Genomic DNA, 25,116 nt, shown 5'->3' on the forward strand with positions numbered 1-25,116 from the left:
CCCTCCGGCTTTCCGCCACATTCCGCCCTAGGCTCAACGACAGTGAAGCTTATCGGGGAATCGGTCATGACCATCTGGAAACGCACGGCCGGCCTGGGGCTGGTTCTGCTGGCGGGCGCCGTCATGGGCTGTTCGGAACAGGCCGACGCCCAGTCCTCGCCTGCGCGAGCCACCCCGACAGAAGGCGCGCCCTATGTGCTGACGGGCACCCAGGTCTGGACCGTGCCGGACCCCGTCTCCGGCCGCGACTATCAGGTCTTCGTCAGCCTGCCCGCCAGCTACGAGACCAGCCCCCAGCGCCGCTACCCGGTCCTCTATGTCACCGACGCGGACTATGCCTTCCCCATCCTTCGCCAGATCGCCCGGCGCGTGAACCTGGACGGCCCGGTGGTCGAGGAGTTCATTCTGGTGGGCCTGTCCTATTCGCGCGGCGACAGCGGCACCGTCAGTCGAAACCGCGACTACACCCCCACCGCGAACGCCCCGCGCGACGCCGCCCCCATGCTTCGCGGCGGCGGTCCCGCCTATCAGACCTATCTGAAGACCCAGGCCCTGCCCTTCGTTGAGAGCCGCTTCCGCGCCGATCCTGCCCGCCGCATCCTGTTGGGGCATTCCTACGGCGGCCTGCTGGGCGCCCAGATCCTGTTCACCGACCCCGGCCTGTTTCACGCCTATGTCCTGGGCAGCCCGTCTTTCTGGTACGACAAGCGCCACATCATGGGGATGGAGGCCGACTACGCCCGCACCCACAGCGACCTGCCCGCCGATGTCTTCATGTACATCGGCGGCTGGGAGGTCCCCGGCCCCGACCGTCGCAACACCTCCGGCGCCGACATGGTCGCCGACGTCCGCACGATGGAGCGCACCCTGAAATCGCGCGCCTATCCGGGCCTGACGGTCCGATCCACGGTCCTGGCCGACGAAGACCACCTGACAGTCGCCCCCGTCGGCTTCACCCGCGCCCTGATGGCGGTGCTGCCGGCCCAAAGCACACCCTAAAACCCGTCATCCTCGGGCTTGTCCCGAGGACCCACGCCTGACAACACTCCGCTCATGGAACGAGGCTTGGTCGCCGTCTACATCATGACGAACGGCATACGCGGGACGCTTTATGTCGGCGTGACCAGCGATCTGTACCGGCGCGTCAGCGAACATCAGGCGGGCCTTATCCCCGGTTTCACTAAGGACCACGACCTCAAACGCCTGGTCTGGTTCGAGCCTCACGAACAGGTTGTCAGCGCGATTCGACGCGAGAAGGCGATCAAACACTATCTGCGAGATTGGAAGATCAATCTGATCGAGCGCGACAATCCGAACTGGGACGATCTGTCCCTGGTCTGGAATGCGCCTCCGGTCTGGCGGCACGGGACGTAGCAGCACGGCTGACGCCAACCACAGCCTAACCGTAGGCCCTCGGGACGAGCCCGAGGGTGACGGAATTTTTTAAGAACGCACCCGCTCGCACGTCGCCGCCTTGGCCACCTCTGCGCCCAGAACCGACTTGACCGCCAGCGGCGTGTCGGTGGCGATCACCGTCACGCCCTGGAGCACCAGGTCGCGGTATTCCGACACGTCGCCGTCGGCGGCGTATAGGTCGTCGCGGCGCACGCCCTCCCGGCCCAGGGTGCCGAACTGCACCTCGACGCCGGCCTCGCGCAGCGTGCGCCACAGGGCCGGCCGTTCCTCGCGCGTCCCGGTCCAGGCCAGGATCTGGGGCCTATTCAGCCCCTGCAGGTCCTCCACGCCGCTCAGCCCGGCCGAAATCATCATCTCGGGCGCCATGGCCGCCACCGCCCGCGCGTCGGCCTCGTTATAGGTGATCAGGATCACGCGATTTGCCGCCCGCGACCGGCGGACCTGATCGATCACCGCCCGGGCCAGATCGACGGTCGTCTCGCCGTCTGCGGGCTTCAGGTCGATGCTGGCGATGGCCCCGACGCGCCCGGCGGCGTCCAGCGCCTCGCCCAGGGTCGGCGGCGCGGCGCGGGTCAGGGCGCCGTTAGAGGCCTTCAGCCGCGCCTGTTTCACCTGCGCCAGGGTCAGGTCCGCGACCCGGCCGCGGCCGGTGGTCGTCCGCTCCATCGTCTCGTCATGCATCAGCACCAGATGCCGGTCCTTGGTCAGGACGGCGTCCAGCTCCAGGATCGCATTGGGGATGGCCCGCCCGGTCGCCTCGATGGCGGCGATGGAGTTTTCGGGCTGATCCATCGCCGATACCGCCCGGTGCGCCGAGATCGCCACGCCGCCGTCCCGCACGCAGTCGAAATAGGCGGCCATCGCCGGTCCGCCGACAGGCGTCGGGCTGGCAGGCGGCGCACCCACGCAACCTGTCGTGGACAACAGCAAAACCACGGCGGCGGCGGCGGAAATTCGGGTCATGACAGTCTCCGGCAAGGCGGGCGGACCAGACGCTGCGCCGATCATCGGGTCAAGAGGTCGGATCGCGCTTGCTCCGCGCCGCGCGCCGACGCATTTTGCCGCAACGACACGCGGGGAGCGAATCAACGTGCAGGATCTGGTGGGCCCCGTGATCGGGACCTTGGCGCTCGTCGCGCTGGGCGGCTATCTGCTCGGCTCGATCCCGTTCGGCGTGGTGATCACGCGCGCGGCCGGCGCCGGCGACGTGCGTAACATCGGCTCGGGCAATATCGGCGCGACCAATGTCCTGCGCACCGGCCGCAAGGATCTGGCCCTGGCCACCCTGCTGCTGGACGCCGGCAAGGGCGCCGTCGCCCTGCTGATCGCACGTCATCTGTTCGACAGCGACGTCGCGGGCGCCGTCGCCGGTGGCGCGGCCTTCCTGGGCCACCTCTTCCCCGTCTGGCTGGGTTTCAAGGGCGGCAAGGGCGTCGCCACCTTCTATGGCCTGCTGCTCGCCGCCGCCTGGCCGCTGGGCCTGATGGCGGGGGCCGTATGGCTGCTCGCCGCCTTCCTGTTCCGCTATTCGTCGCTGGCGGCCCTGATCTCGGCCGCGACCGCGCCCCTGCTGGCTCTGCTGCCGCTCGCCGTCGTCGGCCTGCCGGTGGGTCTGCCCATCCTCGCTCTGACCGTCTTCGCCGCCGTCCTGATCTGGGTGCGTCACCACCAGAACATCGCCCGGCTGTTGAAGGGCGAGGAACCGCGCATCGGGGCCAAGAAGGCGTGAGCCTGAGCCCGGCCGAACGCTTCGCCCGGCTGCGGCTCGCCCGCACCGACCGCATCGGTCCCGTCACCTTCGCCCAGCTCATCGGCCGCTACGGCTCCGCCGCCGACGCGCTGGACGCCCTGCCCGATCTGGTGCGCAAGTCCGGCGCCGCCTCGACGCCTCCACCGGTCGAGGCGGTCGAGCGTGAACTGGCCGCCGGCGACGCGATCGGCGCCCGTCTGCTGGTGCTGGGCGACGCCGACTATCCCGAGATGCTGGCCGCGCTGGATCCGCCCCCGCCCATCCTGTGGACGCGCGGCCATACCGACCTGCTGAACCACCCCTCGGTCGCCATCGTCGGCGCCCGCATCGCCTCGGCGGGCGGTCAGCGGATCGCGCGCGGCCTGGCGCAACAACTGGGTCAGGCCGGCCATGTCGTCGTCTCGGGCATGGCGCGCGGCATCGACGCCGCCGCCCACGAAGGCAGCATGCAGACCGGAACCGTCGCCGTCCTGGGCGGCGGGGTGAACGACATCTATCCGCCCGAACACGCCGACCTCTACGCCCGCCTGACGGATCAGGGCTGTATCGTCTCCGAAAGCCCCGTCGGCGCCCGTGCCCAGGCCCGTGACTTCCCCCGCCGCAATCGCATCATCTCGGGCCTGTCGCGCGGCGTCGTGGTGGTCGAGGCCGAGATCAGGTCCGGCTCCCTGATCACCGCCCGCCTCGCCGCCGAACAGGGCCGCGACGTCTTCGCCGTGCCCGGCTCGCCGCTGGATCCCCGTGCGCGCGGCCCCAATGAGCTGCTGCGTCAGGGCGCCATCCTGTGCGAAGGGATCGAGGACATCGACCGCGCCTTCAACACCCTGCGCACTCTGCGCGAGCCGGCGGCCGATCCGATGCGATTCGACGGCGACATCGACGACGCCTTCCTCGACCGCGTCGCCGCCCTGCTGTCGCCGACCCCGACGCCGCGCGACGAGATCGCCCGCGCCCTGAACATCCCCGTCTCCCAGGTCGCCGCCGCCCTGCTGGAACTCAGCCTGACCGGCCGCGCCGAACTGCTGCCCGGCGGTCTGGCCTCGGTCTAGGCGGGCGGATGGCCCGCCACGCCCGCGACCTGTTCCAGCATCCCCGCCAGCCGGGCGTCGCCCTCGTCGCGCGCCAGCCGGGCCATTTCCAGCGCCATGGCGCCGATGTATTCCCGCGTGGGAAAGGCCGCCGCCTCTATGTCGGATCGGAACTCCGGCGCGCTCGCCGATTGGGGGTGTGCCGTCGCCATGATCGCCTCCGTTGCCAGTCTCGCAATCTAACCGCGTTTCATTAAAACACAACTACCTTGGGCTGTAAGACGACAGGTGCGATTGACACACGGCCCCGCTCCAACCACGTTCGCGCCCCTTCCCGAGACCGGACAGATATGAACCTCGTCATCGTCGAGAGCCCCGCAAAGGCCAAGACCATCAATAAGTATCTCGGCCCGGACTTCGAAGTCCTGGCCTCCTACGGCCACGTCCGCGACCTGCCGTCTAAGGACGGCTCGGTCCTGCCCGACGACGACTTCTCGATGCACTGGGAGGCCGACGCCAAGGGCGCCAAACGCCTGTCCGAAATCGCCGAGGCCGCCAAGCGCGCCGACCGCGTCATCCTGGCGACCGACCCCGACCGCGAAGGGGAAGCGATCAGCTGGCACGTGCTGGAAGTGCTGAACAAAAAGAAGGTGCTGAAGGACACGCACGTCGAGCGCGTCACCTTCAACGCCATCACCAAGTCCGCCGTCCTCGACGCCATGGCCGCCCCCCGCCAGATCGACATGGAGCTGGTGAACGCCTATCTGGCCCGCCGCGCCCTGGACTACCTCGTCGGCTTCACCCTCTCGCCGGTCCTGTGGCGCAAGCTGCCGGGCGCACGCTCGGCCGGGCGGGTTCAATCCGTCGCCCTGCGCATCGTCGTCGATCGCGAGATGGAGATCGAGAAGTTCAAGGCCCAGGAATATTGGTCCATCGAGGCTGACCTGAACGCCGACAGCCCGCCCTTCACCGCTCGCCTGGTCAAGCATGAGGGCAAGCGGGTCCAGCGTCTGGACATCAAGGACGAGGCGACGGCCACGGCCGCCCGCGCCGCCATCGACGCCGGCGACTTCACCATCAACTCGGTCGAGAAGAAGCCCGTCCGCCGCAACCCGGCCCCGCCCTTCACCACCTCGACCTTGCAGCAGGAAGCCTCGCGCAAGCTGGGCTTTTCCGCCCAGCGCACCATGCAGGCGGCGCAGAAACTGTATGAGGGCGTCGATGAGACCGGCGGCCTGATCACCTATATGCGGACCGACGGCGTCCAGACCACGCCCGAGGGCATCGCCCAGGCGCGCGAGGTCATCAGCCAGTCGTTCGGCCCGGCCTTCGTTCCGCAGGAACCCCGCTATTACAAGACCAAGGCCAAGAATGCTCAGGAAGCGCACGAAGCGATCCGGCCGACCAACATCGCCCGCCATCCCGATTCCGTGCGCCTCGATTCCGATCTTCAGCGCCTCTACGAGCTGATCTGGAAACGGATGGTCGCCTCCCAGATGGAGGCCGCCCGCATGGACCGCACCACGGTCGATATCGAGACGCCCGACGGCCTGACCGGCCTGCGCGCCACCGGCCAGGTGGTCACCTTCGACGGCTTCATGGCGGTCTATGAGGAAGGCCGCGACGAGAAGCAGAAGGGCGCGGAAGAGGACGAGAGCGACGACACCAGCCGCCTGCCCGCCCTGAAGGAAGGCGCCAAGGCCAAGGTGGACGCCATCCGCACCGACCAGCATTTCACCGAACCGCCCCCGCGCTATTCGGAAGCCACCCTGGTCAAGAAGCTGGAAGAGCTGGGCATCGGCCGGCCCTCGACCTACGCCTCGACCCTGTCCACCCTGCGCGACCGCGAATACGTTCGCGTCGACAAGAACCGCTTCTATCCCGAGGACAAGGGACGGCTGGTCACGGCCTTCCTGGAGCAGTTCTTCCGCAAATGGGTCGAGTACGACTTCACCGCCGCGCTGGAGACCCGCCTGGATGAGGTGTCCGCCGGTCAACTGGACTGGAAGCTGCTGCTGCGCGAGTTCTGGTCGGACTTCCACGCCGCGACCCAGGCCGCCGGCGAACTGCGCACCACGGCCATTCTGGACGCCCTGAACGAAAGCCTGGGCGCCCACATCTTCCCGGCCAAGGAAGACGGCTCCGACCCGCGCGAATGCCCCCTGTGCCACATCGGCCAGCTCAGCCTGAAGACCAGCCGGTTCGGCGCGTTCATCGGCTGCGAACGCTATCCCGAGTGCAAATACACCCGCCCCGTCGCCAGCCCGTCGGCCGAAGACGGTTCGGCCGAGAGCGGCGACCGCGAACTGGGCATCGACCCGGAGACCGGCCAGCCGGTCCAGCTGAAGATCGGTCGCTTCGGCCCCTATGTCGAAATCACGCCGCCCGAAGGCGACAAGCCCAAACGCTCGTCCCTGCCCAAGGGGTGGTCGCCGGCCTCCCTGTCGCTGGACCAGGCCCTGCGCCTGCTGGCCCTGCCGCGCGAGGTCGGGGTTCACCCCGAGGACGGCAAGATGATCACGGCGGGCCTGGGCCGTTACGGGCCCTTCGTCCTGCACGCCGGCACCTATGCGAACGTCTCGGACATCGACGAGGTGTTCGAGGTCGGCCTGAACCGCGCCGTCGCCCTGCTGGCCGAGAAGCGCGCCGGTCGTCCCGGCCGCGGCGCCGCCACGGCCCCGCTCAAGGACCTGGGCGCCCACCCGGAGACGGGCGAGCCGATCCACGTCATGGCCGGCCGCTTCGGTCCCTACGTCAAGTCCGGCAAGATCAACGCCACCCTGCCCAAGGGCGTGGCGCCCGAAGATCTGACCGTCGAAGACGCCCTCCCCCTCCTCGCCGCCAAGGCCGGCGCCGCGCCCAAGAAAAAGGCCCCGGCCGCCAAGAAGGCCGCCCCGAAAAAGGCCGCAGCCAAGAAACCCGCCGCGAAGAAGGCCCCGGCGAAGAAGAAGACCGCCGAGTAATCCCTTCTCCCCTCGGGGGAGAAGGTGGCTCGCGTAGCGAGACGGATGAGGGGGCTGCCAGACGCAGTCTCCCCCTCACCGTCCCGAGGCGGACAGAACCCCCTCATCCGAGGCCTGCGGCCCCACCTTCTCCCCCAAGGGGAGAAGGACGCCTGACTCATGGCGCGAATCCCCCGCGCGCCCTATCTTCCTGCCCTCATGCCCATCCGTCGCCTCTCCCCCGAAACCGTCAACCGCATCGCCGCCGGCGAGGTGGTCGAGCGGCCGGCCAGCGCCATCAAGGAACTGGTCGAGAACGCCCTGGACGCCGGCGGCCGCAATATCGAGATCCAGGCCGACGGCGGCGGCCTGTCGCGCATCCTGATCGCCGACGACGGCAAGGGCATCCCGAAGGCCGAACTGCCCCTGGCCATTGAACGCCACGCCACGTCCAAGCTGGAGCCCGACGACGCCGGCGACGTGGACCTGCTGCGCATCCACACCCTGGGCTTCCGGGGCGAGGCCCTGCCCTCCATCGGCTCCGTCGCCCGCCTGTCCATCACCACCCGATCCCGCGACGAGACCGAGGCCTGGGCCATCACGGTCGAGGGCGGCGAGACCCGTCCCCTGGTGCCCGCCCCCTTCCCCGGCCCGCACGGCGCGCGGGTCGAGGTGCGCGACCTCTTCTACGCCACCCCCGCCCGGCTCAAGTTCATGAAGTCCGAGCGGTCCGAGGCCATGGCCATTTCGGAAGAAATCAAGCGCCAGGCCATGGCGCACGAGGCCGTCGCCTTCACCCTGTCGCTGGACGGCAAGGTCACCCTGCGCCTGCCCGCCGAACACCCCGGCGACGAAGGCCGGCTGAAGCGGCTGTCGGCCCTCCTGGGTCGCGACTTCGAGGCCAACGCCCTGCTGATCGATCAGGAACGCGACGGCGTGCGCCTGTCGGGCTACGCCGGCCTGCCCACCTATTCGCGCGGCAATGCGGCGCATCAGTATCTGTTCGTCAACGGCCGCCCGGTGAAGGATCGCCTGCTGCAAGGGGCCCTGCGCGGCGCCTACGCCGACTTCCTGGCGCGGGACCGGCACCCGGCCGCCGTCCTCTTCCTCGACATCGATCCGCTCTATGTCGACGTCAACGTCCACCCCGCCAAGGCCGAGGTCCGGTTCCGCGATCCGGCCCTGGTGCGCGGCCTGATCGTCGGCGCCCTGAGGCATGCGCTGCACGCCGCCGGCCACCGCGCCTCCACCACCGTCGCCGCCGAAACCCTGTCCAGCTTCCAGCCTCACACCGGCCTATCTTCCGGCCCCGCCTACAGCCCCAGCGCCCCCTCGGCCCAGGGCTTCAGCGGCTGGACCGGCTGGTCCCAGCCCGCCGCGGCCGCGCAAGTTCTCCCCGGCCTCAACGAACGCAGCGCCCGCGTCGAGCCCAGCTGGGACGGCCCCGCCTGGCCCCAGCAAGCGCCCGCCGACCCCGCCGCTCACGACTCACCCTTCACCAATCACGCCCCCGCCGACCCCCTCGACTACCCGCTGGGCGCCGCGCGGGGTCAGCTCCACGCCAACTATATCGTCGCCCAGACCCGCGACGGCCTGGTCATCGTCGATCAGCACGCCGCCCACGAGCGGCTGGTCTATGAGCGGATGAAGGCCCAGATGGCCGAGGGGTCCGTGACCCGCCAGGCCCTGCTGACGCCCGAGGTGGTCGATCTGGACCCGGCCGAGGCCGAACGCGTCGCCTCGCGGGCTCAGGAACTGGCCGAGATGGGCCTGATCGTCGAGGCCTTCGGCGCCGGCGCCGTCCTGGTGCGCGAGACCCCGGCCATGCTGGGCGACACCGACGTCCAGGGCCTGATCCGCGACATCGCCGACGATCTGTCCGAACACGGCTTGGCCCTGTCGCTCAAGGAACGCCTCGCCGCCATCTGCGGCACCATGGCCTGCCACGGCAGCGTCCGCTCAGGCCGCGTCCTCTCGGCCCCGGAGATGAACGCCCTCCTCCGCCAGATGGAAGCCACCCCGCATTCGGGCCAGTGCAACCACGGCCGCCCCACCTATGTGGAGCTGAAGCTGCACGACCTGGAGAAGCTGTTCGGGCGGCGTTGAGCGAACAGCAAACTTATGAGCGGGAAATGTCGCTGCTCCACAAGCTGGCAGGCGCGATGAAATGCGCCCATAGTTCATAGACGTGCGCTCTTGGCTCATCGCAGGCATACATCTTTAGAAAAATGACCGAACAGCTAGGATTTGAATTCACATATCCGGTGCGTCGACCTTGGCGCTTGATGAGTGTCGATGAACTTTTTGACTCGCTCTCGACAGAAGCCGCTACTGATGCAGCAGAAGATCATCGCCTAGAGCGGAAATCTGCGGCCTATAGCGCAAGAGCGCTGGGCGACTACTTTTCGATGTGGGCCAATACTGCTCCCTATGGGGGAATAATTCTGCTGGGGGTTGAGAATAATGGCAGAATCACAGGGACGTCCTCGATCTCCCCAGAGAAAATCAGCGAACTCGAACGTGCGGGCGATATTTTCTGCCCTGATGCCCGTTATCAGTCTCGGCACGTCGATGTTGTCAACGCCAAGGGGAAACCTGACCAGATCGTCGCTATCCGAGTGTTTTACCGCGAAGACAGGCTAGTCGAGACATCCCAAGGCGAGGCATTCGCTCGTAGGGGTTCCACAAAGCGAAAGCTGAGCGATTCAGAGAAACGCGAGCTTCAGCTGACAAAAGGGCAGATTGAGATTGAGAGCGAGCCGACCTCTCTTATCTACCCCGACGATTTCAACATGTCACTTGTCGGTCAGTTTGTGGAAACTGTTCGCAGGGAGCGTCTAATTCCTCCAGAGCGAACCGCAGCGCAAGTCCTGGAATACCGTCGACTGGGTAAGATCAAGGATGAGACGTTCATCCCAAATCTATCCTGCGCTCTGCTTTTCGCAAAGGATCCGCAGGCTATAGTCCCCGGATGTAAGGTCCGGTTTCTGCGCTTTGATGGCACAGTTGAAAAAACTGGGGCGGAATACAACGCCATTAAAGGTGCATGGATTGAGGGATCAGTCCCTGAGCTGATTGTCCAAGCCGAAAAAATCGTGGAGGCTCAACTGCGTGAATTCATGCGCTTGGGCGATGATGGGAAGTTTATTTCAACTCCAGAGTACCCCAAGGACGCATGGTATGAGGCCATAGTGAACGCTTGCGTTCACCGTTCCTACAACCTCAAAAATATGCATATCGTCATCAAGATGTTTGACGACCGTTTAGAAGTCGAGAGCCCGGGTGGGTTCCCTCCGCTTGTGACGCCTGAAACCATCTACGACATGCATGTTCCGCGAAATCCGCATTTGATGGACGCGATGTTCTACATGCGGTTTGTTCTATGCACACATGAGGGAACGCGCCGTATTCGCGACTCGATGAGCCGATTGGGGCTGCCTGCTCCCATTTTCGCTGAGACAACATCGACAGCCGCTCACGTCCGAGTGATGCTAAAGAATGACGAGGAACACCGCCGACAGTTTGTCGACAGCGACGCATTTCGCGTGCTCGGCGAGACCCTTTCAGCGACTCTAAATGAATACGAACGCCGGATCGTTAACTACGTGGCAGAGCACAACACCATCAATGTCACGGAAGCTGCTCGACTCGGAGGCAAGCGATGGCAAGCGGCCAAAAAGACACTATCAAGCCTTACAGATCGCAACATCCTAGATCATGTACACAGTAAAACTGTTGAACGCGATGCAAACGCGTATTTTGTGCTTAAGAAGAGATTTTCGGACCGCTTGCGGTCAGAAGCCATGAAGCAATAGTTATTCGTATATTTAAATCCTCCATGACCTCCATCCTCTTCGTCTGCCTCGGCAACATCTGTCGCTCTCCCCTCGCCGAGGCCGCCCTGCGCGCCGAGGCTGAGCGGCTCCGCCTCGACCTGATCATCGATTCCGCCGGGACCGGGGACTGGCATGCAGGCGAGCCGCCGGACCCGCGGGCGCAGGCGACGGCGCGGCGGCATGGGGTCGAGATCTCTGGGTTGCGGGCGCGGCAGGTGACGCAGGCCGATTTCCGCCGCTTCGCCCATGTGGTGGCCCTGGACCACGACAATCTGGAGAACCTGCGCCGCCTGGCCCCCGCCGACGCGACCGCCGAACTCAGCCTGCTGCTCGACCACGTCCCCGGCCGCGAGGGCCAGGCCGTGACCGACCCCTTTTCGGCGACGACGCCGGGTTCGAAATCACCTGGGCCGAGGTGACGGCCGCCGCGCGCGGCCTGGTCGCCAAACTCTAACACCCTCTCCCAGTGGGAGAGGGCTTGAGGCTCGCAGAGCGCAACGATGCGCCAAGCCGAAAGGGTGAGGGTCGGATACTCGACGTGCGCCCTTGCGACGGCTGACGCCGACGGATGGACCCGACCCTCATCCGGCCCTTCGGGCCACCTTCTCCCAACGGGAGAAGGACAAGGACACGCCCACGTCCGCATTTGACGTAGCGTCGGTTTACGGCTGCGGTCATGACCGACGTTTATCGCATCCGCGCCGCTCAAACCTGGGCCCAGGCCCGCGCCGACTACCTGTCCGGCCTCAGCGCCGAGGCCGTGTGTCGCCGCCACGACCTGGGCCTGTCCGCCTTTCGCCGTCGCGCCCGCAAATACGGCTGGCGGCGCAGCGACCAGGTCGAGCCGCCGCCCGGCGAGATCGACCTGAGCCTCTATGAGGACGTCGGCATGGACCATCTGGCCCGGACCGCCCGACTGCATTTCATCGAGGCGACGGAGGCCGGTCGCGCCACCGACGCGCGTCGGTGGCAGCGCCTGTGGCTGGAACTTCGCGACGCGTGCCGCGAAGCCGACGCCGAATTCTTCAAGGGCATGAGCCGTGAAGAGACCCAGGCCCTGTTGGAGCGGGAACGCCGCGAAATCGAAGAGGAGGACGAGGCCCTGCTGGGTCCGCCGCCCGAGGACTGACCCCGCTGCGATCCGCTCGCAAAAATCTGCACGAAAGTGCACTCAAAAAAATTGGAGTGCACTTTTTCCCGCTCAGGCGGTCGGGGTCAGGGCCTTCAGGAACAGCACCCGCGCCGCGCCATAGTCGCGCGCGTCCAGCCGCTGATAGCCGGGCGTGTCGATCTCCGGCTCGTCCGACCCTCGCTCGAACACCACCAGGGCGCCGGGCTTGAGCCAGTTCCCCTCCAGCAGCCGCAGCAGCGTCTGCTCGCCCAACCCCTTGCCGTAGGGCGGGTCCAGGAAGGCGATGTCGAAGGCCTCGCCGTCCGATCCGGGCCGGACGCCCAGGTCCGCGGCGCTGCGCCGATGCACCCGCGTGCGCCCCATGACCCCATAGGCGTCGGCGTTCTCGCGGATGGCGCCGCGCGCCCCGTCGTCGGTCTCGACGAACAGGCAGAAGCCCGCCCCCCGGCTGATCGCCTCGAACCCCAGGGCGCCCGATCCGGCGTACAGGTCGATGATCCGCGCGCCGTTCAGGCTCTCGGCCCAGGCGGCGTGCTCCAGGACGTTGAACACCGCCTGCCGCGCCCGGTCCGAGGTCGGGCGCGTGCCCTGCCCCTCCGGCGCGACGATGGCCCGGCCCTTCAGGCTGCCGGCGACGATCCGCATCAGGCCTCAGGCGGCGCGAACTGCGCCCACAGTTGTTCGGTCGTCAGACGCGGCCGGTCGCCCGCCAGCGCATAGCCGTCCGGCTTGCTCTCGATGCAGAACTCGTCCTCCAGCGCGAAGGCCGTCGGATCTTCGAACGCCTGGGCCGAGACCATGGTGATCGCGCCGTCATTGGATCGCCAGAACAGGCCGGTCCCGCAGGCCGGGCAGAACTGCCGCGTCGCCCAGTCGGACGAGGCGTAGGTCGCTACATCCCCCTGGACCTCGACGCTGTCGCCGCAATCGACGCTGAACAGGATGCCGCCCGACTGCCGCCGGCAGGTGGGAAAATGGCAGGCGTGCATGCCGCCGTTGGGCGTGGCGGTGAAGGTCACCGCGCCGCACAGGCACCGGCCGGACAGGCGTGCATCCATCGTCAGGTTTCCATTCGCCCCTTAGCGCGGCGTGCGGGGCTTGCCCCCCGGTGCGCGGCCGCTGGTGCCCGAAGGCCCCGCCGGCTTGCCGCCGCCCGTGCGGGGCGGCCGGGTCTCGCGACTGCTGCCGCTGGCGCCGAAGCCGCGCGGTTTGAAGTCGCGCTTGGCGCCCTCTGGGCCGGCCGCCGTGCGCGGCTTGTACTCGCGCTTGGGCCCGTCGCTGGCGCGCGCCGGAGCGCCGTCACGCGGCGTATAGGTGCGGGCCGGACGGTCGCCGTCGTCACGGGGCGTGTAGGCGCGCGCCGGGCGTTCGCCGTCCTCGCGAGGCTTGTAGGTCTTCTTGGGATGGACGGTGCGGGGCGTCGCCTTGGCCCAGCCTTCCTTCTTGGGCGGCCGCTCGCGGCGCTCGACCGCGTCGGCCTGGGCCGTCTCGGCGGCGCGGACCCGGCTGGGCTTGCGCGACGGATCGGACATGGCCGAGCCCGAGTTGCCCTTGAGGATCGGCGTGGACACGCGACGACCGGGGATGGGCGCCGGAGTCTCGACGGTATTGCCCATCGGCAAGTTCTCGGGCCGGATATAATCGGACAGCAGCTCGCGGATCACGCGCGGCCCGATCTCCTCCACCGATCCGACCGGCAGGACGTCCAGGCGGAACGGGCCATAGGCCAGGCGGATCAGGCGGTTGACCGTCAGGCCGACGGACTCCAGCACCTTGCGGACTTCACGGTTCTTGCCTTCGGTGATCGAGACCGAGATCCACAGGTTGCTCGGCGTGCGGCCGTCCTCGGATTTGCTTTCCTTGGCCTTGTCCAGCGTCGCCACCATGGGGCCGTAGGAGATGCCCTCCACGACGGCGCCGTTCTTCAGCTCGTCCAACTGCTCTTGGGTTATTTTACCCCGCGCCCGCGCCCGGTACTGACGCACCAGCCCGGCCGAGGGCAGCTCCATCGCCCGGCTCAGCTCGCCGTCGTTGGTCAGCAGCAGCAGGCCTTCGGTGGACAGATCCAGCCGTCCGATCGATATCACGCGCGGCAGTCCGGCCGGCAGAGCGTCGAACACGGTCGGGCGTCCGGTCGGATCCCTGTGGCTGGTCAGCAGGCCGGCGGGCTTGTGATAGCGCCAGACGCGCGTCGCCTGGGTCGAGCCCATGGGCTTGCCGTCCACGGTGATCACGTCGTCGCGCGTCACCAGGGTCGCCGGCGTGTCCAGGATGCGGCCGTTGACCGCCACCTTGCCCAGGCCGATCAGACGCTCGACCTCGCGGCGCGAGGCGATGCCGGCGCGGGCCATGGTCTTGGCGATTCGCTCGGCGCGCAGGGGCGTGTCGGGCGTCTTCGACGGCTTTCCGTCCTTGCCGGCACGTGGCTTGTCGCCGCGATCAGGCTTGTCGCCGAACCGCTTGGGGCCGTCTTCGCGAGGGCTGCGCGGCTTGTCGCCATAGGATTTCGTCCCGTCGCCGCTCTTGCGGGGACCGGAGGATTTAAAGGGCCGGGGCGACCGTTCGTCTTGACGGGCGCGGGGCTTCTTGTCGTTGTCGTCTGTATGGCGGACCATGATGAGCGGTTCATGCGCATGGCGCTGGACCAAGCGCAAGCGGCGGCGGACGCAGGAGAGGTGCCTGTGGGTGCAATTCTTGTCGATCCTGCCTCAGGTGAGGTAATTTCGACCGGCGCCAACGGTCCGATCGCGTCACACGACCCCACCGCCCATGCCGAGATCGTCGCCATGCGACGCGCTGCCATGGCGCTGGACAACTACCGTCTCACGGGCCTGACCCTCTATGTGACGCTGGAGCCCTGCGCCATGTGCGCCGGCGCCATCAGCCACGCCCGCATCGGCCGCGTCGTCTGGGCCGCCGACGATCCCAAGGGCGGCGCGGTGATCCACGGCCCCCGCCTGTTCGAACAACCCACCTGCCACTGGCGCCCGACGACGGACTCAGGTCTTCTGGGGCAAGAGGCGTCCGCCCTGCTCAAGTCCTTCTTCCGTCAACGGAGGGGAACGGCGGCAGGCGGCGCACGTTAGAACGCCGCGAAAGCTGCGCTGTTGGGCGTCGCCGTGGAGGGAATGTCGTTGTTCAAGCCGGATCTGCCGCAGTCGATCGTCTTCAGCGGCCTCGCCGCACTGGCCCTTTTGACCGCCTGCGGTCCCGACCCCGACAAGGCGCCGCGTACCGGCGACGAGGTCAAGGAACGCACCATCGACGCCCAAACCGCCCGCCAGCGCACCGGCGCCGAGATCCAGGACCGCACCCTGAACCGCGTCGTCCACACCGTGTATCTGTGCGACAATGGCGAGCGCCTGTCGGTCGATTTCGACAATCCGCGCCAGATGGCCACCATCCGCAACTCGTCCGGCGAGGCCATCGACCTGTATCAGGAACGCGCCGCCGACGGCATCTGGTACCGCGCCTCCAACGTCGAACTGCGCGGCAAGGGCGTCCTCGCCACCTGGTCCGTCGAAGGCCGCCAGCCGACTCAATGCCGGGCGGTGGACTGATCCGCCTCTAGGTTCCAAGCAGACGCAGCTGCTCGGCGGCGTTGGTGTTGTCGGGATCCAGCGCGAGCGACCGCTGATAGTTCTCAACGGCCCGCATACGGTCGCCCGACTTTGCATAGGCCTCGGCCAGACTGTCGTAGGCGTTGCCGCTTTGCGGATAGAGGCTGACGATCAGCTTCATCAGGGTCAGGGCGTCGGCGACCCGGCCCCTGGACAGCAGCCGATAGCCCCAGTTGTTCAGATCGCTTTCCGACAGCGCGCCGGCGCCGTCCCGTGCTGCGAGCTCCGTCGCAACCCGTTCGGCCTGATCGAACCCTTCCGCTTCCAGCCGCTCCTGCAGCGCGGCCACGCCCGTCAACTTCATGCCGGGAATGAAACGGGTCGCGACGGAATCGACCAGTTCCTCGGGAGAAGCGCCGGCGAGATTGGTCAGGATGATCACCGCCACCCGATCCTTGGGATAGACGAAGAAGGCGGATCGGCCGCCCCCCGTCATCCCGACCGAGGGGTGATCCTGGCGGTCGACGACGACCCATCCATTGGCCCACTCGCCCGCCTTGCCGTCGTTGAAGCGTCCCGGCGTCCACAGCGCCTCAAGCGTCTCGGGCTTGAGGATTTCGCCGGCCTGTAGGGCGATCAGCCAACGCGCCAGATCGGGCGCCGAACTGTTGATGCCGGCGGCGGCGCGGGCGAAGGGCGGAAACAGCTCGTGCACGTTCTGAAGGCGCGGCGCCTCGCCATCAGTGGGACGGCTGTAGCGATAGCTGTCGGCCTTGCCGGGAATGACATCCAGAGAATCGCCGAACCCCGAATGGGTCATGCCCAGCGGCCTGAAGGCGTCCTCGCCCAAGACTGTCTCGAACGGACGCTCCTGCGCCTGTTCGACGATCCATTGCAGCAGCATATAGTTGGTTTGGTTGTAGGCGAACCGCTCGCCTGGAGCCGACCTCAAGGGCAGGTCCGCAAGGGCCGACAGCGCGCCCGCCCTGTCGCGACCGACATAGCCACCGTCCGGCGTGATGATGTCCGGCAGACCCGACACATGGGTCAGCAACTGACGCACGGTGATCGGACGCCAGGCTTGCGGCAGGTCGGCCAGATAGGTTGAAACCGGCGCATCCAGGTCCATCTCGCCACGCTCGACCAGCCGCAGGATCTCGACGCCGGTAAAGGCCTTGGTCGCCGAGTTGATCGAGAAGACGGTCTCCTCGGTCACGGGGACCGGGGTCTGCAGATTGGCCAGGCCATAGGCGCCCGAATGGACGATCCGCCCATCCTTCACGACCGCGATCTGCATGCCGGGGATCGAGCGCAGGCTCATCTGGCGCTGGGCCCAGGCATCCAAATCCGCGCTGGTCGAAGAGTGAGCCAGGGCGCGGAGCGGCGCACCGGTCAGGGCGACGACGATCACCAGTGTCGCTGTAAGCTGTCGAAACATGATGCCGGCCCCGTTCGAGAAGCCGGCAAACCACCACTTCAATCCCCAAGCCGCCAGTGAAGCTTTGGTAATGGGCGAAGGGTTTGAAGGCCCTGCCTAATCGCCCCCGAATGCCGCCAGCCTTCGATCCAGCCCGTCCCGCACCTCGGGCCAGTCGTCGTCGATCACAGCGAACATGGCGGTGTCGCGCGCCCGCCCCGTCCAGGTGATCTTGTGCTTGCGCAGCACGCCTTCGGCCTTGGCGCCCAGCTTCAGAATGGCGGCCTGGCTCCGGGCGTTGACGGCGTCGGTGATGATCTCGACCCGCACCGCGCCCGCGTCGAAGGCGTGCCCGAGCAACAGCCGCTTGCAGGCCGGGTTGATCGCCCCGCCTCTCGCTTCTGGCCGATAGAAGGTCGAGCCGATCTCGCAGCGGCGATAGGCCGGGTTGATCTCGTACAGGCTGGTCGTGCCGAGCACCGCCCCGTCCGACAGCCGCCGCACCGCATAGGCGATACGTGTGCCCGCCTGCATGGCCGCCAGGGCGTTGTCCCACCAACCGTTGAAATGACCGCCATAGGCCGGCGCCACCATGATGTCCCAGGCGGCGGCGTCGCAATCGAGCGCCGTCCGCACCTCTGCCTTCAGGCCGTCCTCGAACGGCTCCAGCCGCACGAACCGGTCCTCCAGCGGAACCTTCGCGATCCGCATCACGCGGTCGCGCCTTCCTCGATCAGAAAAGCCCGCACCTTGGTCGAATCGACGCCCTTGGCGACGAAGGCCTGGCCGATGCCGCGCGCCAGGATCAGGGTCAGCGCCCCGCCCTCGGCCTTCTTGTCCCCCGCCATCAGGGCCAGCAGCCGTTCGGCCACGAAAGAACCCGCCTGATCCAGCCGCGTCGGCAGGCCCGCCGCCGCGACCACCGCCTCGACCCGCGTCACATCCTGCGCCGAACACAGCCCCTCGCGCGCCGAATAGCGGAAGGCCATGCAGCACCCCAGCGCCACCGCCTCGCCGTGCGCCAGCGCGCCCTCGTCGAAGCCGACCTCCGTCTCGATCGCATGGCCGAAGGTGTGGCCCAGGTTCAGCAGGGCGCGCCGCCCGGCCTCCTTTTCATCCTCGCCGACCACGGCGCTCTTGATCTCGACCGAGCGGATCACGGCCCGCTCCAGCGCCGCCGGACTACCCTCGGCGCCCACAGCCCCCTCGCCCGCCAGCCAGTCGAAGAAGGCCGCATCGCAGATCAGCCCGTGCTTCAGCACCTCGGCCCAGCCGGACCTCACCTGGCGTTCCGGCAGCGTCGCCAGCACGTCGATGTCCGCCAGCACCAGACGCGGCTGATGAAAAGCGCCGACCAGGTTCTTGCCGCGCGGCGTGTCGATGGCCGTCTTGCCGCCGACGGAAGAATCGACCTGGGCCAGCAGGGTCGTTGGGATCTGCACGAAGTCGATGCCGCGCATGAACAGCGCCGCCGCCAGACCCGCCAAATCCCCCACGACCCCGCCGCCCAGGGCGATGACCACATCCTTGCGGTCCAGCCCGATCTCCAGCAGCCGATCCAGCACACGCTCCAACTCGGCGAAGGACTTGGACCCCTCGCCCGCCGGCACGGCCACGATCTCGCTTTTGACCCCCGCCGCCGTCAGCGACGCCGTCAGGGCCTGGGCGTGGATGCCCGCCACCGTCTCGTCGGTGACGATGACCGTCCGCCCCTTGGCCAGCGGCGCGATATGCGCCCCCGCCTGGGCCAGAAGGCCGCGTCCCACAACAACGTCATAGGCCGCAAAGGCCCCGCCGCTGACCGGAATGATCGTCACGTCTTTGTCTCCGCGCGCCGTCTGTGGCGCCAGTGCCGGCGCAGGTTCTTGTGAATGGCGTCCACCGCCTGGCCGTGCGAGCCCTGCCCGACGTCCACGGTCACGTCCGCCTCGCCATAGATTGGATAGCGCGCCTCGGCCAAGGTCGTCAGGACCTCCAGCGGATCCTTGCCGCGCAGCAATGGCCGCGTGTCGCGCCGCGCCACCCGCTCTGCGATCACCGCCAGATCCGCCCTCAGCCAGACGGTGTCGGCCCGGGCTTTCAACAGCGCCCGCGTTTCCGGGTTCATCATCGCCCCGCCGCCGGTCGCCAGCACGATGGGCGGCCCTTCCAGCAGGCGGCGGATCACCCGCGCCTCGCCCGCCCTGAACTCGGCCTCGCCCAGGGCGGCGAAGATTTCCGACACCGTCATCCCGGCCGCCGATTCGATCTCCACGTCCCCGTCTGCGAAGGGGAGTTTCAGCCGATTGGCCAGCCGGCGCCCCACCGACGATTTGCCCACCCCCATCAGCCCGACCAGGGCTATGGTGCGGTTCGGTCCCGGATTCGCGCGCCGCCTCATCCGGCGGCTCCGGCGGAACGGTCGGTCGAAAGGACGGCGAAGGCGGCGACGCAGGCAGGCATGATCGATCAAACCTCTACACCAAGCCCGCCCCCAAGCCATCCGTTCGAAGGACGAACGGTGCGATGACGCCCCAGATCGAGGCCTTTCTGGAGATGATGGCGGTCGAACGCGACGCCTCGCCCCACACCCTGTCCGCCTATGGCCGCGACCTGGCGGACGCCGAAGCCGCCCTGTCTGACGCCGGCGGTCTGATGAAGGCCGACGCCGAGGCGGTCGAGGGCTGGTTCGCGGATCTATCGCGACGCGGCCTGTCCGCCGCCACCGCCGCCCGCAGGCGTTCGTCCGCGCGTCAGTTCTATCGATTCGCCCTGGCCGAGGGCTGGCGCACCGACGATCCGTCGCGCCGCCTCGACGCGCCCAAACAGGGCCGGTCCCTGCCCAAGATGCTGAGCCGCGACGAGATCGACGCCCTGCTGGCCGCCGCCGCCGCCCGCGACGCGGCGGCGGGCCTGCGCCTGGTCGCCCTGGTCGAGATGGCCTACGCCTCGGGCCTGCGGGTGTCGGAACTGCTGGGGCTCAAGGTCGAGGCCATCCGCCGCGACCCCGCCTATCTGATCGTGCGCGGCAAGGGCGGCAAGGAACGGCTCGCGCCCCTCAACACCGCCGCGCGCGAGGCTATCAAGGCCTGGCTGACGGCCCGCGACGCCAAACGAAAACCTGAGGCGCCCGACAGCCCCTGGCTTTTCCCCTCATCCGGCCGCACCGGCCACCTGACCCCCCGCCGTTTCGCTCAACTGCTGGACGAGGCCGCGATCACGGCGGGCATCGACCCGGCCCGCGTCAGCCCACACGTCCTGCGCCACGCCTTCGCCACCCACCTGCTGGAGGGCGGCGCCGACCTGCGCGTCGTCCAGACCCTGCTGGGCCACGTCGACATCGCCACGACCCAGATCTACACCCACGTCGCCACCGACCGCCTGGCCCAGGTCGTCCAGCAAAACCACCCCTTGGCGCGCGACGACTGACGGCGCATATTTGCGCCATGACTGAAGAGTTTTACGTCAAGGCGATCTGGGATCCCGAAGCGGGGGTCTGGTGCAGCGAATCGAACATCGTCGGGCTAGTGCTGGAGACAGCGACGCTCGGTGAGTTCGAGAACCTCGCACGCCATTTCGCCCCGGAACTTCTGGCGGAAAATCTCGGCGTCCACGGTGCAGTGCCGGTGCGCTTTGAAGCCGCTGGCGGCTTCGACGTCATTGCAGCGTGACATCTTGCGTCGTTGTCCGCACCGCACCACACAACAAGCGGTGCATTCTCACCTTCGCGTAGTGTGACGGCATCAACATTCCAGAACAACGAGTGATCTGGACATGCCCAAGGACTTCTACCCCGAACTGACCGCCCTCCTCTTCGCCGCCGGATGGCGTCGCGTCGTCAACGCCAAGGGCAGTCACGAGAAATGGAGGCACCCGGATCAGCCGCATGCCGTGATCGTTCCACGCTCAAAGAGCCGACACACCGCCAACACCGTCCTCAAACAGGCCGGTTTGCCAAAGGCCTTCTGAACCGCCGCTTGCCCGGCGGCGTTGACCTCTCTAGGTTCCCCCGCCTTCCCCAAGGGCGCTATTGCCCGCTCGCAGTTCCCGGACGCCTTGATGGCCACGCACTATCTCGACTTCGAAAAGCCGATCGCCGATCTGGAAGCCAAGATCGAGGAGCTGTCGCTGCTGTCCGACGCCTCGGGCGATTTCGACAATGAGATCGAGGGCCTGCGCAAGAAGGCCGAGCAGCTGCGCAAGAAGACCTATGCCGGTCTGGACCCGTGGATGAAGACCCAGGTCGCGCGCCACCCGCAGCGTCCGCACTTCATCGACTACGTCCAGAGCCTGTTCACCGACTGGAACGAACTGCACGGCGACCGTCAATTCGGCGACGACCAGGCCATCCTGGGCGGTCTGGCGCGTTTTCGCGGCCGGCCGGTCGTGATCATGGGCCATGAAAAGGGCCACGACACCGCCACCCGCATCACCCACAACTTCGGCATGGCCCGGCCCGAGGGCTATCGCAAGGCCGTGCGCCTGATGGACATGGCCGAACAGTTCGGCCTGCCGGTCCTCAGCTTCATCGACACCGCGGGCGCCTATCCGGGCCTGGGCGCCGAGGAGCGCGGCCAGGCCGAGGCCATCGCCCGCTCGACCGAGCGCTGCCTGACCCTGGGCGTCCCCTCCATCGCCACCATCACCGGCGAAGGGGGTTCGGGCGGCGCCATCGCCATTGCGGCGGCCAGCCGCGTGCTGATGCTGGAGCATTCGATCTATTCGGTCATCTCGCCCGAAGGCGCGGCCGGCATCCTGTGGCGCGACGGCGCGCGGGCCAGGGACGCGGCCATGGCGATGAAGATCACCGGCCCCGATTTGATGGGCCTCAAGATCGTGGATCGCCTGATCGAGGAGCCGGTCGGCGGCGCCCACACAGACCGCGACGCCGCCATGGCCAATGTCGGCGACGTGCTGGCCGAAGAACTGAAGGGTTTCGAAGGCCTGTCGCCCCAGCAGATCAAGAAGCGCCGCGCCGACCGTTTCTACGCCATCGGCGCCCTCTAACCGAACAGCGTTAACGCAGCGTCCACCATCGTCTGCCAACCTTGGCCTTTATCGAGGGGGCTTCGGGGTTTGCGACCGGCCATGATGACGACGACGGCAGGACAGACCGAGGCCTTCGCGGCATGAGCGGCGGCGAATCCCTGCGCGAAAGCGCCGTCTTCAATCTGGGCGGCGCGATCACGATGATCGTCGACGATTCGCCCTTCTCGTTGACGCTGACGTCCAACGCCCTGACGGGATTCGGCATCCGGCCGGCCTTCGCCTGCGGCACGGGAACCCAGGCCAAGAAGCTGCTGACCGACAAGCCCATCGATCTGCTGGTCGTGGATACCGACATGCCCGACATCGATGGGTTCGAACTGGTGCGCTGGCTGCGTCGATCCGGCCCCAACCCCAACGCCTTCACCCCCGTCATCATGACCGCCAGCCATATCCGGCGTGGTCGCGTGGCCGAGGCGAGAGACTGCGGCGCCAACTTCGTCGTCACCAAACCGTTCAGCCCCGCCATGCTGCTGGAGCGCATCCTGTGGGTCGCCCGCGACAGCCGACCCTTCCTGGAGGTCGGCGATTACCTGGGACCGGACCGCCGGTTCCGACACAGCGACTATGAGGGCGTCGAACGCCGGGCCGACATGTTGCGCAAGGCCAATGGAATGGAGAGCCTGGCCCTATGACCGTCATCACGCACACCCAGCGCAAGTCGCGCCTGTCCGAGATGCTGGATCGCCCCGGCGGCTTCAGCGTCGGGGTCGCCTTGGCCCAGGCCAGGGCCAATCTGGACGCCTTGCAGGATCAGGCCCGCGCCATCATCGTCGACAATATCGCCGTCCTGCTGGCCAAGCCCGAGCCCGACCTGATCGAGCCGATCCGGCTGGACCTGGCCTATTCCGCCTCCAGCCAGATCATCGATGCGGCCAGCCCGTTCGCGATGGACGACCTGTGTACGGCGGCCAAGGGGCTGTGCGACCTGCTGGACGCAGCCCCGCGTCAGGGCGGGTTCGACTGGCGGATCGCCACCGTCCACGCTCAGGCGATGAAGCTGCTGCTGGCGCTTCCGCCCGAGGAACAGGCCGCCCGCAGCGCCATCCTGAGCAATCTGCACGAAGTCCTGCGCAAGAAGCTGCCTTCCGGCGATCAGTCCGCGATCTGAGACGTCTTGCCGGCGCGCGTCTGCTTGCGCCACAGGGCGGCGTATTCCCCGCCCTGCCGCGCCACCAGCTCGTGGTGCCCGCCGCGCTCGACGATCCGCCCGGCCTTCAGCACCAGGATCTGATCGGCGTCCGCCACGGTGGACAGCCTGTGCGCCACCACCAATGTTGTGCGGCCATGACGCGCCTTTTGCAGGGTCTTCTGGATCGCGGCCTCGGTTCGGCTGTCCAGGGCGCTGGTCGCCTCGTCCAGGATCAGGATGCAGGGATCGGCCAGCAGCGCCCGCGCGATGCCGACGCGCTGGCGTTCGCCGCCGGACAGCTTCAGGCCCCGTTCCCCGACCCGCGTCTCCATCCCGTCCGGCAGGCCGCGAATGAAGTCGGCCAGTTCCGCCGCCTCGGCCGCCGCCCAGACCTGGGCCTCGTCCGCATCAGGCCGCGCGAAGGCGATGTTGGCGCCCAGGGTCTCGTTGAACAGGGCCACATCCTGCGGCACCAAGGCCACCGCAGCCCGCAACGACGCCTGCGTCACCTGACGCGCATCATGGCCGTCGATCAGCACGCGCCCCTCCTGCGGATCGAGCAGACGCAGCGCCAATTTGACGATGGTGGACTTGCCCGAGCCGGACGGCCCGACCAGCGCCGTCGTCGTGCCGGGCGCCGCAAAGAAGCTGACGTCCTCCAGTCCATTGGCCCGCGCGTCGTGGCGGAAGCCGACGTTTTCGAACCGGACGGACGCGCCGCGCGCATCGACCGGGCGCGGCAAGGCCAGCGCATTGGGGGCGTCTGCGACCTGTGGCGTCTGACGCGTCACCTTCAGCATCTCCTCCATGTCTATGAAGGACTGGCGAATTTCCCGATAGGCGAAGCCCAGGATGTTCAGCGGCGCATACAGCGAGATCATGATCAGCACGGCCGCCGTCACGTCGCCCGGCCCCATCCGACCGGCCGCCGCCTCAAACCCGGCCATCACCGCCATGACGCCCAGCCCGAGGTTCATCACCAGGGCCTGCATGCCGTTCAGCATAGCCAGCGAGCTGTTGGCCTTCAGAGAGGCCTCGGCATAGTCGCCCAGCGCCCGGTCATAGGTCTGGGCCGCACGCGTCTCGGCGCCGAACGACTTGACCGTCTCATAGTTCAGCAGGGCGTCGACCGAGACGCCGGCCGCCTCGGAATCCGCCGCATTCATGATCCGGCGATGCTCCAGCCGCCAGTTGGACATGGCGAAGGTGGCGGCGGTGTAGATCACCACCACGACCACGGCGACGGCGGCGAAACGCCAGTCGTATTTCGCGCCCAGAACCCCGGCGGCCAGCACCAGCTCGACGCCGGTCGGGATCAGGTTGAAGGCCAGGATGCGCAGCAGGAAGTCCACCGCCCGCGACCCGCGATCCATCGTCCGCGACAGGGCGCCCGAGCGTTTGGTCTGGTGGAAGTCCAGCGACAGGCTCAGCGCATGGGCGAAGGCCTCGGCCGCCGTGGTGCGTTGGGCGGCGGCGCGCACGGGCGCGAACACCACGTCCGAGATCAGGGGAGAAGCGGCCGACAGGAACCGCACGACCGTCCAGCCGATGGCGAAGGCCGCAAAGCCCAGACCGACGGCCGTCGCTGCGCCCTGCCCCGCCGCCAGCCGGTTGACCGCGGCGCCCAGCACCAGCGGCGCCATGACGCCCAGCCCCTTGCCTGCTAGCGTCAGCAGAATGGCGAAGATCAGCCTCAGCTTCAGGTGCGGCGCGCCCGAACGGGCCACCAGCCGCGCAAGGTCCGCCAACGCCGTCAGCGTCGGGGGTCCGTCCGTCTTGTCCTGTGTGCTCCCTGCCTGCTGCGCCTTGACCATCGGGTCACGCCTGCCGCCGGAGCGTTCGCCTCGTATCGCCATGATCCGCATATGGAAACCCATT

26 protein-coding genes and 1 pseudogene are annotated in these 25,116 nt (G+C 67.7%); 17 read left to right on the plus strand and 10 right to left on the minus strand.

Going from position 1 to position 25,116, the window contains the following annotated elements:
* Nucleotides 1–66 precede the first annotated feature (66 nt).
* Nucleotides 67–999 (plus strand): alpha/beta hydrolase, encoded by a 933-nt coding sequence (locus ACQY72_RS03110; protein ID WP_428155689.1) that lies wholly within the window; start codon nt 67–69, stop codon nt 997–999.
* 54 nt (nt 1,000–1,053) lie between these two features.
* The gene (locus tag ACQY72_RS03115; RefSeq protein WP_428155691.1) at nt 1,054–1,374 is read left to right on the plus strand and encodes a GIY-YIG nuclease family protein; all 321 of its coding nucleotides are present in this window, start codon (nt 1,054–1,056) and stop codon (nt 1,372–1,374) included.
* 69 nt (nt 1,375–1,443) lie between these two features.
* On the opposite strand, the gene ACQY72_RS03120 is transcribed toward ACQY72_RS03115, so the two are convergent.
* Entirely contained in the window at nt 1,444–2,379 is a 936-nt protein-coding gene (locus tag ACQY72_RS03120) for a glycerophosphodiester phosphodiesterase family protein (RefSeq protein WP_428155692.1), read from the minus strand.
* 127 nt (nt 2,380–2,506) lie between these two features.
* On the opposite strand from ACQY72_RS03120, the gene plsY reads away from it, so the two are divergent.
* Both plsY and dprA read left to right on the plus strand, forming a co-directional pair.
* Nucleotides 2,507–3,145 carry a glycerol-3-phosphate 1-O-acyltransferase PlsY gene (gene plsY, locus ACQY72_RS03125; protein WP_428155694.1) on the plus strand — a complete coding sequence of 213 codons (639 nt, stop codon included), beginning with the start codon at nt 2,507–2,509 and terminating at the stop codon, nt 3,143–3,145.
* A complete protein-coding gene (gene dprA, locus ACQY72_RS03130) occupies nt 3,142–4,215 on the plus strand; it encodes a DNA-processing protein DprA (protein ID WP_428155696.1) in 1,074 nt (357 codons plus the stop codon). The genes plsY and dprA overlap by 4 nt, the downstream gene beginning before the upstream one ends.
* On the opposite strand, the gene ACQY72_RS03135 is transcribed toward dprA, so the two are convergent.
* Nucleotides 4,212–4,406 carry a hypothetical protein gene (locus ACQY72_RS03135; RefSeq protein ID WP_409715025.1) on the minus strand — a complete coding sequence of 65 codons (195 nt, stop codon included), beginning with the start codon at nt 4,404–4,406 and terminating at the stop codon, nt 4,212–4,214. The two genes, dprA and ACQY72_RS03135, sit on opposite strands and share 4 nt — an antisense overlap.
* Nucleotides 4,407–4,544: 138 nt before the next feature.
* Between ACQY72_RS03135 and topA the strand changes: the two genes are divergently transcribed.
* The 5 genes and pseudogenes from topA to ACQY72_RS03160 all read left to right on the plus strand — a co-directional run bounded on the left by topA (nt 4,545) and on the right by ACQY72_RS03160 (nt 12,101).
* Nucleotides 4,545–7,157: a type I DNA topoisomerase gene (topA, locus tag ACQY72_RS03140; protein ID WP_428155698.1), complete on the plus strand. Its 2,613-nt coding sequence runs from the start codon at nt 4,545–4,547 to the stop codon at nt 7,155–7,157.
* Nucleotides 7,158–7,355: 198 nt separating this feature from the next.
* Complete coding sequence (gene mutL / locus ACQY72_RS03145; protein WP_428156671.1) at nt 7,356–9,242, plus strand: DNA mismatch repair endonuclease MutL; 1,887 nt, start codon at nt 7,356–7,358, stop codon at nt 9,240–9,242.
* A 122-nt stretch (nt 9,243–9,364) separates the two neighbouring features.
* Nucleotides 9,365–10,951, plus strand: coding sequence for an ATP-binding protein (locus ACQY72_RS03150; protein WP_428155699.1), 1,587 nt, complete (start codon nt 9,365–9,367; stop codon nt 10,949–10,951).
* A gap of 23 nt (nt 10,952–10,974) precedes the next feature.
* Nucleotides 10,975–11,426 (plus strand): annotated as a pseudogene (locus tag ACQY72_RS03155) (low molecular weight protein-tyrosine-phosphatase).
* Between the two features lie 222 nt (nt 11,427–11,648).
* On the plus strand, nt 11,649–12,101 hold the full coding sequence (locus tag ACQY72_RS03160) for a hypothetical protein (RefSeq protein ID WP_428155701.1): 453 nt from the start codon (nt 11,649–11,651) through the stop codon (nt 12,099–12,101).
* Nucleotides 12,102–12,173: 72 nt separating this feature from the next.
* Here the strand turns inward: ACQY72_RS03160 and rsmD are convergent, their stop codons facing one another.
* From rsmD to ACQY72_RS03175, 3 genes are read right to left on the minus strand one after another with little or no spacing between them, the layout of a single operon-like run.
* Nucleotides 12,174–12,749, minus strand: a complete 576-nt coding sequence (rsmD, locus tag ACQY72_RS03165) for a 16S rRNA (guanine(966)-N(2))-methyltransferase RsmD (RefSeq protein WP_428155703.1) — start codon at nt 12,747–12,749, stop codon at nt 12,174–12,176.
* Nucleotides 12,749–13,162, minus strand: coding sequence for a GFA family protein (locus tag ACQY72_RS03170; protein WP_428155704.1), 414 nt, complete (start codon nt 13,160–13,162; stop codon nt 12,749–12,751). The genes rsmD and ACQY72_RS03170 overlap by 1 nt, the downstream gene beginning before the upstream one ends.
* Before the next feature lie 21 nt (nt 13,163–13,183).
* Nucleotides 13,184–14,719: a pseudouridine synthase gene (locus tag ACQY72_RS03175; protein ID WP_428155706.1), complete on the minus strand. Its 1,536-nt coding sequence runs from the start codon at nt 14,717–14,719 to the stop codon at nt 13,184–13,186.
* Between the two features lie 12 nt (nt 14,720–14,731).
* Here ACQY72_RS03175 and tadA point away from each other — a divergent pair, with 12 nt between their 5' ends.
* Together tadA and ACQY72_RS03185 are read left to right on the plus strand one after the other, a co-directional pair.
* On the plus strand, nt 14,732–15,190 hold the full coding sequence (gene tadA, locus ACQY72_RS03180) for a tRNA adenosine(34) deaminase TadA (protein WP_428155708.1): 459 nt from the start codon (nt 14,732–14,734) through the stop codon (nt 15,188–15,190).
* A gap of 42 nt (nt 15,191–15,232) precedes the next feature.
* The gene (locus ACQY72_RS03185) at nt 15,233–15,664 is read left to right on the plus strand and encodes an MliC family protein (protein ID WP_428155709.1); all 432 of its coding nucleotides are present in this window, start codon (nt 15,233–15,235) and stop codon (nt 15,662–15,664) included.
* Between the two features lie 7 nt (nt 15,665–15,671).
* On the opposite strand, the gene ACQY72_RS03190 is transcribed toward ACQY72_RS03185, so the two are convergent.
* The 4 genes from ACQY72_RS03190 to ACQY72_RS03205 form a co-directional block, all read right to left on the minus strand.
* A complete protein-coding gene (locus ACQY72_RS03190) occupies nt 15,672–17,102 on the minus strand; it encodes a serine hydrolase (protein WP_428155711.1) in 1,431 nt (476 codons plus the stop codon).
* A gap of 96 nt (nt 17,103–17,198) precedes the next feature.
* Nucleotides 17,199–17,792, minus strand: a complete 594-nt coding sequence (locus tag ACQY72_RS03195) for a GNAT family N-acetyltransferase (RefSeq protein ID WP_428155712.1) — start codon at nt 17,790–17,792, stop codon at nt 17,199–17,201.
* Nucleotides 17,792–18,898: a 3-dehydroquinate synthase gene (gene aroB, locus ACQY72_RS03200; RefSeq protein ID WP_428155713.1), complete on the minus strand. Its 1,107-nt coding sequence runs from the start codon at nt 18,896–18,898 to the stop codon at nt 17,792–17,794. The genes ACQY72_RS03195 and aroB overlap by 1 nt, the downstream gene beginning before the upstream one ends.
* Nucleotides 18,895–19,461, minus strand: a complete 567-nt coding sequence (locus tag ACQY72_RS03205; protein WP_428155714.1) for a shikimate kinase — start codon at nt 19,459–19,461, stop codon at nt 18,895–18,897. Before ACQY72_RS03205 ends, aroB begins: the two co-directional genes overlap by 4 nt.
* A gap of 125 nt (nt 19,462–19,586) precedes the next feature.
* Here ACQY72_RS03205 and ACQY72_RS03210 point away from each other — a divergent pair, with 125 nt between their 5' ends.
* The 6 genes from ACQY72_RS03210 to ACQY72_RS03235 all read left to right on the plus strand — a co-directional run bounded on the left by ACQY72_RS03210 (nt 19,587) and on the right by ACQY72_RS03235 (nt 23,217).
* Entirely contained in the window at nt 19,587–20,489 is a 903-nt protein-coding gene (locus tag ACQY72_RS03210) for a site-specific tyrosine recombinase XerD (RefSeq protein ID WP_428155716.1), read from the plus strand.
* 17 nt (nt 20,490–20,506) lie between these two features.
* The gene (locus ACQY72_RS03215; RefSeq protein ID WP_428155717.1) at nt 20,507–20,731 is read left to right on the plus strand and encodes a DUF1902 domain-containing protein; all 225 of its coding nucleotides are present in this window, start codon (nt 20,507–20,509) and stop codon (nt 20,729–20,731) included.
* A gap of 103 nt (nt 20,732–20,834) precedes the next feature.
* A complete protein-coding gene (locus ACQY72_RS03220) occupies nt 20,835–21,029 on the plus strand; it encodes a type II toxin-antitoxin system HicA family toxin (protein ID WP_184277871.1) in 195 nt (64 codons plus the stop codon).
* 90 nt (nt 21,030–21,119) lie between these two features.
* Entirely contained in the window at nt 21,120–22,067 is a 948-nt protein-coding gene (locus ACQY72_RS03225; protein WP_159844693.1) for an acetyl-CoA carboxylase carboxyltransferase subunit alpha, read from the plus strand.
* 122 nt (nt 22,068–22,189) lie between these two features.
* Nucleotides 22,190–22,741, plus strand: a complete 552-nt coding sequence (locus ACQY72_RS03230; protein ID WP_428155719.1) for a response regulator — start codon at nt 22,190–22,192, stop codon at nt 22,739–22,741.
* Nucleotides 22,738–23,217, plus strand: a complete 480-nt coding sequence (locus ACQY72_RS03235; RefSeq protein ID WP_428155721.1) for a chemotaxis protein CheE — start codon at nt 22,738–22,740, stop codon at nt 23,215–23,217. The genes ACQY72_RS03230 and ACQY72_RS03235 overlap by 4 nt, the downstream gene beginning before the upstream one ends.
* On the opposite strand, the gene ACQY72_RS03240 is transcribed toward ACQY72_RS03235, so the two are convergent.
* The gene (locus tag ACQY72_RS03240; RefSeq protein WP_428155723.1) at nt 23,202–25,052 is read right to left on the minus strand and encodes an ABCB family ABC transporter ATP-binding protein/permease; all 1,851 of its coding nucleotides are present in this window, start codon (nt 25,050–25,052) and stop codon (nt 23,202–23,204) included. The genes ACQY72_RS03235 and ACQY72_RS03240 overlap by 16 nt on opposite strands.
* Between the last annotated feature and the right edge of the window lie 64 nt (nt 25,053–25,116).

The sequence above is a fragment of the Brevundimonas sp. genome, assembly GCF_965279155.1.
Classification (GTDB): domain Bacteria; phylum Pseudomonadota; class Alphaproteobacteria; order Caulobacterales; family Caulobacteraceae; genus Brevundimonas.